Origin of the sequence: Candidatus Desulfofervidus auxilii, from assembly GCA_030262725.1 — a bacterium.
In the GTDB taxonomy this organism is placed as follows: Bacteria; Desulfobacterota; Desulfofervidia; order Desulfofervidales; family Desulfofervidaceae; genus JAJSZS01.
Genome location: JAJSZS010000021.1, coordinates 20,864 through 27,555, shown reverse-complemented (window position 1 = coordinate 27,555; position 6,692 = coordinate 20,864). Strand labels below are relative to the sequence as shown.

Sequence of the window (6,692 nt, the reverse complement as noted above, 5' to 3'; positions counted from 1 at the left end):
GCTCTTCTTTCCAACGAGGGTCTTTCTCCTTTTCTGCCATTTCTTTGGCAAATTTGCTTAGATTTTCTGCATAAGAAAGGATACCACTTAATGATAACTGAACTGCTTTATAAAAATCTTTTCCTTCTTTATCTTCTGAAGAAAGCTCTTTTTCCTTGGCTTCATTTATGATGTCCAAAATACCTCTTTCAAGCACAATCCTATAATTTGGCACTGTATGAGAGATACAATAAGCTTTGGTAGCTAAAAAGAAGACAATCCTTTCCATCAATCTTTGACAAAATGGATTGTTATTATCTTTTCTCGCTACCTCCTGAATAGTGCGATTCATCCAAAAGGGAAAGATTTCAAAATTAAGCTCATCTATTTCTTCTCTACTAATTCCAAATGGATTTTTCTTTCTACGGCTAATGGTCTCTAATTCTGGCCAGATAGTTTGAGCCAATAAATCAGGGTAAAGGACTACACCAATTTTTTTTGTTGTAGTGGTACCTATAATGAGATTTTCATCAAGAATGAGTGGCTTTTTATTTTCCAAAATATATTTATACATCTTTCCTGCCCGAAGCTCTGGTGAATCATCTTTATTATCTAAATACTTCATATAATAAGTCATAAGTCTCGGCAGTTCTAAACAAATTTCAGGTCTGGTATTAAAATGGAGTTCCCTTAATCTTTTTAAACGAGGCAGGCTGTCTAAAGTAATTTCTTTAAGACTTAAATCACTAATGGTTACAGCCATTTTTCTCTCCTTTTAACCACAAATTATGCCATATTCTGGAAGCAATTCATGTAATATATGAAACCTATGAAAGGCGGCTGCATCATGAAAAAATTTCCAATTACTTCTTTCAAAACCTTTATTTCTTATATAGTGTTCCTTTTCATCTTTTTTTACAGTAACTGCGGCCTTAAACCACTCTCTATCATCATAAAAAAGATTGACGTCTCTATCTTTTGGTTCAAATCCAATTAATCCCTTTGAAATTGCCTCTTGCCAATTCTTAACCCTGTCTTCTAATTCTCCTTCATGACTAAACAATTCAGCTATTTTATCTGCAATTTCTTGCCAAGGTATTGTTTTAGAGCTCAAAAATTGAGGGAATCGTTTTAAAAATCTAGATAGCACTAAATAACAGTTTTGGGCAGCATCCAAAGCACGTTCTTGATTAGAGATTTGAAAATGATAACCTTTGTAGTCTTTATATTCCCATTCCCGATATGGTTCATCAGGGATGGTTCCTGCTTGTGCGTGACCAAGCTTTGGGGCATGGTATTCAAGGAATTCTTCTTTAAGTTTGTTTAATAGAGATTTCAAAAATCCTTTCTCTGTCCCCTTTACTTTCATACTTTTAACATCATTCATATCATGCATGATGCCCATGAAATTTTGATGTGACCATGTATCTGCATAGACATGTAGAATAATGCCCAAACGATGAAGGCTATAAGGCTTTAAATCAGCACTTAAAAAATCTTCTATCATCCTTTGAGCAATGACACTATTTGCCCTAACAAGCATGCGCTCATAAAAATCTTTGCCTAAATTTCCAGGAAGAAAATGAAAAGGTATCCATATCCTATAGCAGGTAGGCTTTGTTAAGGCATCTAAATCAAGAAACTTATGAGCAGTAAGCACCTGCTGAAACCTTCCACCATTTTCAAAATCAAGGGCATGTTCATACTTGGCATCATCTGTATGTTGGGATGAATAGGCAATAATATGGGCATCTTCTGGCTTAAAACCAGCTGCCCTAGCTAAAGCATAGATAGTATAAAAATGAAAATCTATCTGCATGAGAACCTCCTTTCTATTTAAGGGTTATACCAATCCTTAGCAGGAGATGATTAAGAAAGAATGATTTAAAAGTTTTTTCTGTGAGAGATATTATGTCAATGTCAAAATTTTTTATAGATAGAAAATTTTGAGTAAAAACATCTACCATTTTTTTAACATATCATAGGGTATTTATTTTGTCAAATTTTTTCCAAAAACTATTTGCCATACAAGAAACCCGTAAGTGTGCTATAATAAAGCGATTTTGAAAAAAATTACCTTTTACCTAAAAGGTAAAAACATTACATAGTAATCACTATCTAACTATAGCCAATGCTTATCAGACAGAAATATCCAATACATCTTCTGCCCTAAAAACAAAAGATGAAGAGTGTGCATAAACTTTAATAGGAAAAAGTAAAAAAATTGTTTTTTATTCTGGCACAATTTTTTCTTGACATATTCATAATATTAGTATAAGTTCATTTTAATAAACTAAATTTAATGGAGTTTAGGTTATGAAAAAGAATTTTTTAGTTTTATTAATGGCAATAATTGTTTTATTTCCATTTTTAGCTATAGCTCATAAAACTTATATAACAGGTGTAGAGCTTAAGACTGGAAGTGAGCAAGCGTTTGTAAATGTAACTATAGAGAAAGGAAGTGCTACTGGTAAAGTAAGTGGTGATATTAGTGGGGAAGTGAGTATTGATAATCATTTCTCATTGAGAATTAATTCTGGGGGATATGCTGGTTATGAATTTGGTTTTAATAATTGGAAAATTGGTGATACTTATACTGGAATAAGCACCTGGTTTTATGATCCAGAATCTGACGAAACATACATAGCTATAGGTGGAGATATAGCTGCAATAGGTTATAGCAGTGAAGACGGGGAAAAATTTGTTATTGCCAGAATCGGAGATACACAACGTTATGGTAATTTTATATACGAAGAAACTGATAATTCATTTACTTCATATAATAAAGATATTCTTTTAGATGTTGAAACCGGATTTTTCTTTGGTGATGGGACTGGTTATTATAATGGTGGGTTTTCTGCTTATTTGATTAGCTTAGGATTTAAAGACCCAGATACAAATGAATATTTGTTAGAAGCATACTTTTTCGGCTACACCTCTGGTTGGGGAAATGGGGAAGGATTTACGGTAGGCTGGTCACAAGAAACAGAATATTGGTGGTTAGGAAGAATTAGTCCTCCACTTTATGGAGTAATAGGGAATATTGTAGAGGATGGTTTAATAGAACACGCTGTTCCTTTACCTTCAACACTTTATCTTTTAGGTAGTGGACTGTTTGGTATTTTAGTTATTAGAAAAAAGAAGAGAAAACACAGCTAAAAGTTTTTTACAGGGATTATTTATAGAAACAGCCATATAAATTAACAATTCTTTTCTCACCACCAAATCCAGCAGGATCTAACCATTCACCCCTTAATTCTCAAAAGCTTAGCAAAACTTTTAAAAGGTAAAAAATAAGCTGGTAGGCTTAAAACAGGAATCCAATCATTATTAATTTGATACTATTTTTTTGGATAAAGATAGGCTGTCCAATTTTTAAAATTTCGTTTATTTTATCCTCACCTAAAGCTTCATATAATTCCCTTAAAGAATCAATTTGACGTAATGCTTCATCTACAATACTTTCTATTCCTTGTCCTATACCAATAAAATGTTGCTCAAATTGACACCATAAAGAAAGTGGTATTCTTTTTTCTTTTGCCCAAAATGCCCTTAAAATAACACCATAAGTTACTGATTCATTAAAATAGGGAGAATTTAATAATGGCTAAATAAATGGATTAAGTAAACATTTCTTATTAATTATTTTTCAACCTTTTAACTTGACGAGAAAAAATGACTGCTATAATAAGTTTAATCTGATTTTAGGAGGTAGCTATGTGGAGAGAGAATATCATTACAGACATAGAAACATTAAAACCTTTATTAAGTGAGGCAAAAGTTATAGCAGTTATTGGTCTTAAAGATAATCCACAAAGACCAAGTTATCAAGTAGCTGCTTATTTGCAGAGGGCAGGATATAAGATTATTCCCATTCATCCAAAAGCAAAGGAAGTATTAGGAGAAAAGGTTTATCCTGATTTAAAATCTGTTGGTCAACCAATAGATATTGTGGATATCTTTCGAGCATCTGATAAAGTAAGTCTTCATATTGAAGATGTCTTAACAGTTAAACCAAAGCTTGCTTGGATGCAAGTTGGTATTGAGAATTGGGAAGCAGCTGAGGCTTGGGCAAAAGCAGGTATAAAGGTAGTAATGAATCGTTGTTTAATGACTGAACATGCTTTTTTATTTGGAACTAAAGAGGCAATAAGCTGCCCAGTATCTTTTAAAAAGTAAAATGTCTTCTTTAGCTATTATTGGTGCTGGAAGTTGGGGTACTGCCTTAGCATTACTTTTAGCAAAAAAAGGCATAAAAATAAAACTTTGGGTACATAGTAAAGAAACTTATCAGGTTCTTATTGATAAAAAAGAGAATATTTTTTATTTACCTGGTATAAAAATTCCTTCCTTAATCTTTCCTACTCAATCATTGGCTGAAGCTATTTCCGGACAAAAAGATATCTTAATTGCTGTGCCTTCTCATGTTTATCGTGAAATTTTAAGCAAAATAAGACCTTATCTTATATCTAATTGTCATATTATTTCAGCCACAAAAGGTATAGAAACAGATAGTTTATTAACTATGTCTAAAGTAACAAAAGAAATCCTTTCAGATTTATCTTATAGCTATAGTGTTCTTTCTGGCCCAAGCTTTGCGAAAGAAGTGTCTCAAGGTTTACCAACTGCAGTTACTGTAGCTTCTGCAAATGAGGAAGTAGCTATTTATACACAGCGTCTTTTTTCAACTAATTATTTTCGTGTTTATACTCATCATGATGTCTTAGGAGTAGAATTAGGCGGAGCTTTAAAAAACATTGTTGCTATTGCTGCTGGTATTTCTGAAGGTTTGGGATTAGGTCATAATGCTAGAGCAGCTCTAATTACAAGAGGCTTAGCAGAAATTACACGTCTAGGAATTAAATTAGGAGCAGAAGAAAAAACCTTTGCTGGACTTTCTGGAATGGGAGATTTAGTGCTTACTTGTACTAGTAAATTAAGCCGCAATTATAATCTAGGTAAACGTTTAGGAACAGGTGAAAAATTAACTGAGATTCTATCTTCTATGCGTATGGTAGCAGAGGGTGTAAATACCACAAAGGCAGCTTATATCCTTTCTCAAGAAATAGGGGTAGAAATGCCCATAACTAAAGAAGTTTATGCAATTCTTTATGAAGAAAAATCTCCTAAAGAAGGACTTAAAGAGTTACTTAGTCGCCGTCTAAAGCAAGAGTTTTATTAAGAAAATTTTTTAATATATAAAAAAGCTTTAAAACTTCTTTAATATCTATTTTTTCTTCTTTTGTATGGGCAATAGCTAAGTCACCAGCACCAAAAACAACAGTTGGAATACCTTTTTGAATAAGACTAGCTGCATCTGTCCAAGCAGACATACCTGAAAATCTTACAGGCATCTCTTTTTCTACAGATTTTGCCAATAATTCTACAACTTTTTCTTTTGGAGAAATCTCCCAAGGAGGGTCAAAAGACTTTATCTCCCAACTTACTGGATATTGTTTTAAAATAGTCTCTATCTCTTTCCACACCTCTTCAGGTGTTTTTCCTGGAAAAATAGGCAAATCTATCTCTACTTTACAAGTCTCAGCAACAATTTGACAATCTATTCCTCCTTCAATCTTTCCAATATTTATACCTGCTCCTTCAAATAGAGAATCTTGCCATAAAGGTAATGATTTTAATTTTTGATAAATTTCAAAAAAAATATCAATAGCATTTTTCCCTCTTTTAGGTAATGCACCATGAGCAGCTTTTCCATTTATTTTTAAAGAAAACTCAATACTACCAGCTTCAAAAATAGCTAAAGTAAAATTTGTAGGCTCAAGCACTATTGCCCCTTTAAAAGGAAAAATGGGTTTAAATTCCTCTGAGCCAATCCCGCTTTTTTCTTCATCTACAAAAAAAGCAAGAGCACAAGGAATATCACTATGTTTTACTGCCATAAGTAAAGCTGCTATCTGCCCTTTAGTATCAATTGCTCCCCTACCCCAAATAATCTCTCCCTCACATTTTGGTGAAAAGGCATAAGGATGATCCCAAGCAGGTACAGTATCTACATGAGTAGCAATAAGATAATTTGGCTTACCACGGTAAGCAAATAAATTTGCCCGTTTTTCATCTATAGACTGCCAAATAGTAGTAAAATTTAAATTAGAAAGAAAAAATTCAAGCCAGGATAAAATAGCCATCTCTTCACCTGTAGGGCTTGGAATAGAAAGAAGAGTAAGTAATATTTGTTTTATTTCTCTTTTATCATTCTTAACCATCTACCTACCTGCCCTACGATATTAAATCCTAAATGTTGATAAAAGGCAATGGCTCTTTGATTTTTTTCACCTACCCAAAGACCAATAGTATCATGATATTTTTGTAAAAAGAAAAGTATTCGCTCCATAAGCATCTTCCCTATTCCTTTGCCTTGATAAGGTTTATCCACAACAATCTCATGCACCTCACCTATTTCACCATAAGTTTTATCCCACCAAAACCTGGTTCCTGCTACAAATCCAATTATTTTTTTATCAGAAATAGCAATAAAAAATGATTCTGGATCAGATTTATAAAGCCATTTAAGATAACTTTTTACATTACGTCTATGAGTATAAGCATATGCCTTTAAATCTTTATAAGCATTAAGATAAATTTTGATTAAATTTTCCAAATTTTGTTTAAATTCATCTAAAGATAAGGAATGAATTTCAATCATATTTAAAATAATACTAAAAATTATTGTGCTTAAAAAGATGGTATGATAT

7 protein-coding genes are annotated in these 6,692 nt (G+C 32.5%); 3 read left to right on the top strand and 4 right to left on the bottom strand.

Features of this window, described 5'->3' with window-relative positions; genetic code table 11:
- The coding region (locus LWW95_09850; GenBank protein ID MDL1957326.1) for a hypothetical protein at nucleotides 1-742 on the bottom strand (742 nt) is incomplete at its 3' end.
- A 12-nt stretch (nucleotides 743-754) separates the two neighbouring features.
- Nucleotides 755-1,798 (bottom strand): hypothetical protein, encoded by a 1,044-nt coding sequence (locus tag LWW95_09845; protein ID MDL1957325.1) that lies wholly within the window; start codon nucleotides 1,796-1,798, stop codon nucleotides 755-757.
- Between the two features lie 497 nt (nucleotides 1,799-2,295).
- Between LWW95_09845 and LWW95_09840 the strand changes: the two genes are divergently transcribed.
- The 3 genes from LWW95_09840 to LWW95_09830 all read left to right on the top strand — a co-directional run bounded on the left by LWW95_09840 (nucleotide 2,296) and on the right by LWW95_09830 (nucleotide 5,161).
- Nucleotides 2,296-3,138, top strand: coding sequence for a PEP-CTERM sorting domain-containing protein (locus tag LWW95_09840; protein ID MDL1957324.1), 843 nt, complete (start codon nucleotides 2,296-2,298; stop codon nucleotides 3,136-3,138).
- Between the two features lie 558 nt (nucleotides 3,139-3,696).
- Nucleotides 3,697-4,158: a CoA-binding protein gene (locus LWW95_09835; GenBank protein MDL1957323.1), complete on the top strand. Its 462-nt coding sequence runs from the start codon at nucleotides 3,697-3,699 to the stop codon at nucleotides 4,156-4,158.
- Between the two features lies 1 nt (nucleotide 4,159).
- Nucleotides 4,160-5,161 carry an NAD(P)H-dependent glycerol-3-phosphate dehydrogenase gene (locus LWW95_09830; GenBank protein MDL1957322.1) on the top strand — a complete coding sequence of 334 codons (1,002 nt, stop codon included), beginning with the start codon at nucleotides 4,160-4,162 and terminating at the stop codon, nucleotides 5,159-5,161.
- Here the strand turns inward: LWW95_09830 and LWW95_09825 are convergent.
- Both LWW95_09825 and LWW95_09820 read right to left on the bottom strand, forming a co-directional pair.
- Nucleotides 5,130-6,203 (bottom strand): M20/M25/M40 family metallo-hydrolase, encoded by a 1,074-nt coding sequence (locus LWW95_09825; GenBank protein MDL1957321.1) that lies wholly within the window; start codon nucleotides 6,201-6,203, stop codon nucleotides 5,130-5,132. The two genes, LWW95_09830 and LWW95_09825, sit on opposite strands and share 32 nt — an antisense overlap.
- Nucleotides 6,176-6,643, bottom strand: a complete 468-nt coding sequence (locus tag LWW95_09820) for a GNAT family N-acetyltransferase (GenBank protein ID MDL1957320.1) — start codon at nucleotides 6,641-6,643, stop codon at nucleotides 6,176-6,178. Before LWW95_09820 ends, LWW95_09825 begins: the two co-directional genes overlap by 28 nt.
- Nucleotides 6,644-6,692: the final 49 nt, after the last annotated feature.

Bases quoted from the DNA above. Each gene is read 5' to 3' on its own strand.
- LWW95_09845 (MDL1957325.1), bottom strand. From the start codon at position 1,798: ATGCAGATAGATTTTCATTTTTATACTATCTATGCTTTAGCTAGGGCA.
- LWW95_09840 (MDL1957324.1), top strand. From the start codon at position 2,296: ATGAAAAAGAATTTTTTAGTTTTATTAATGGCAATAATTGTTTTATTT.
- LWW95_09835 (MDL1957323.1), top strand. From the start codon at position 3,697: ATGTGGAGAGAGAATATCATTACAGACATAGAAACATTAAAACCTTTA.
- LWW95_09830 (MDL1957322.1), top strand. From the start codon at position 4,160: ATGTCTTCTTTAGCTATTATTGGTGCTGGAAGTTGGGGTACTGCCTTA.
- LWW95_09825 (MDL1957321.1), bottom strand. From the start codon at position 6,203: ATGGTTAAGAATGATAAAAGAGAAATAAAACAAATATTACTTACTCTT.
- LWW95_09820 (MDL1957320.1), bottom strand. From the start codon at position 6,643: ATGATTGAAATTCATTCCTTATCTTTAGATGAATTTAAACAAAATTTG.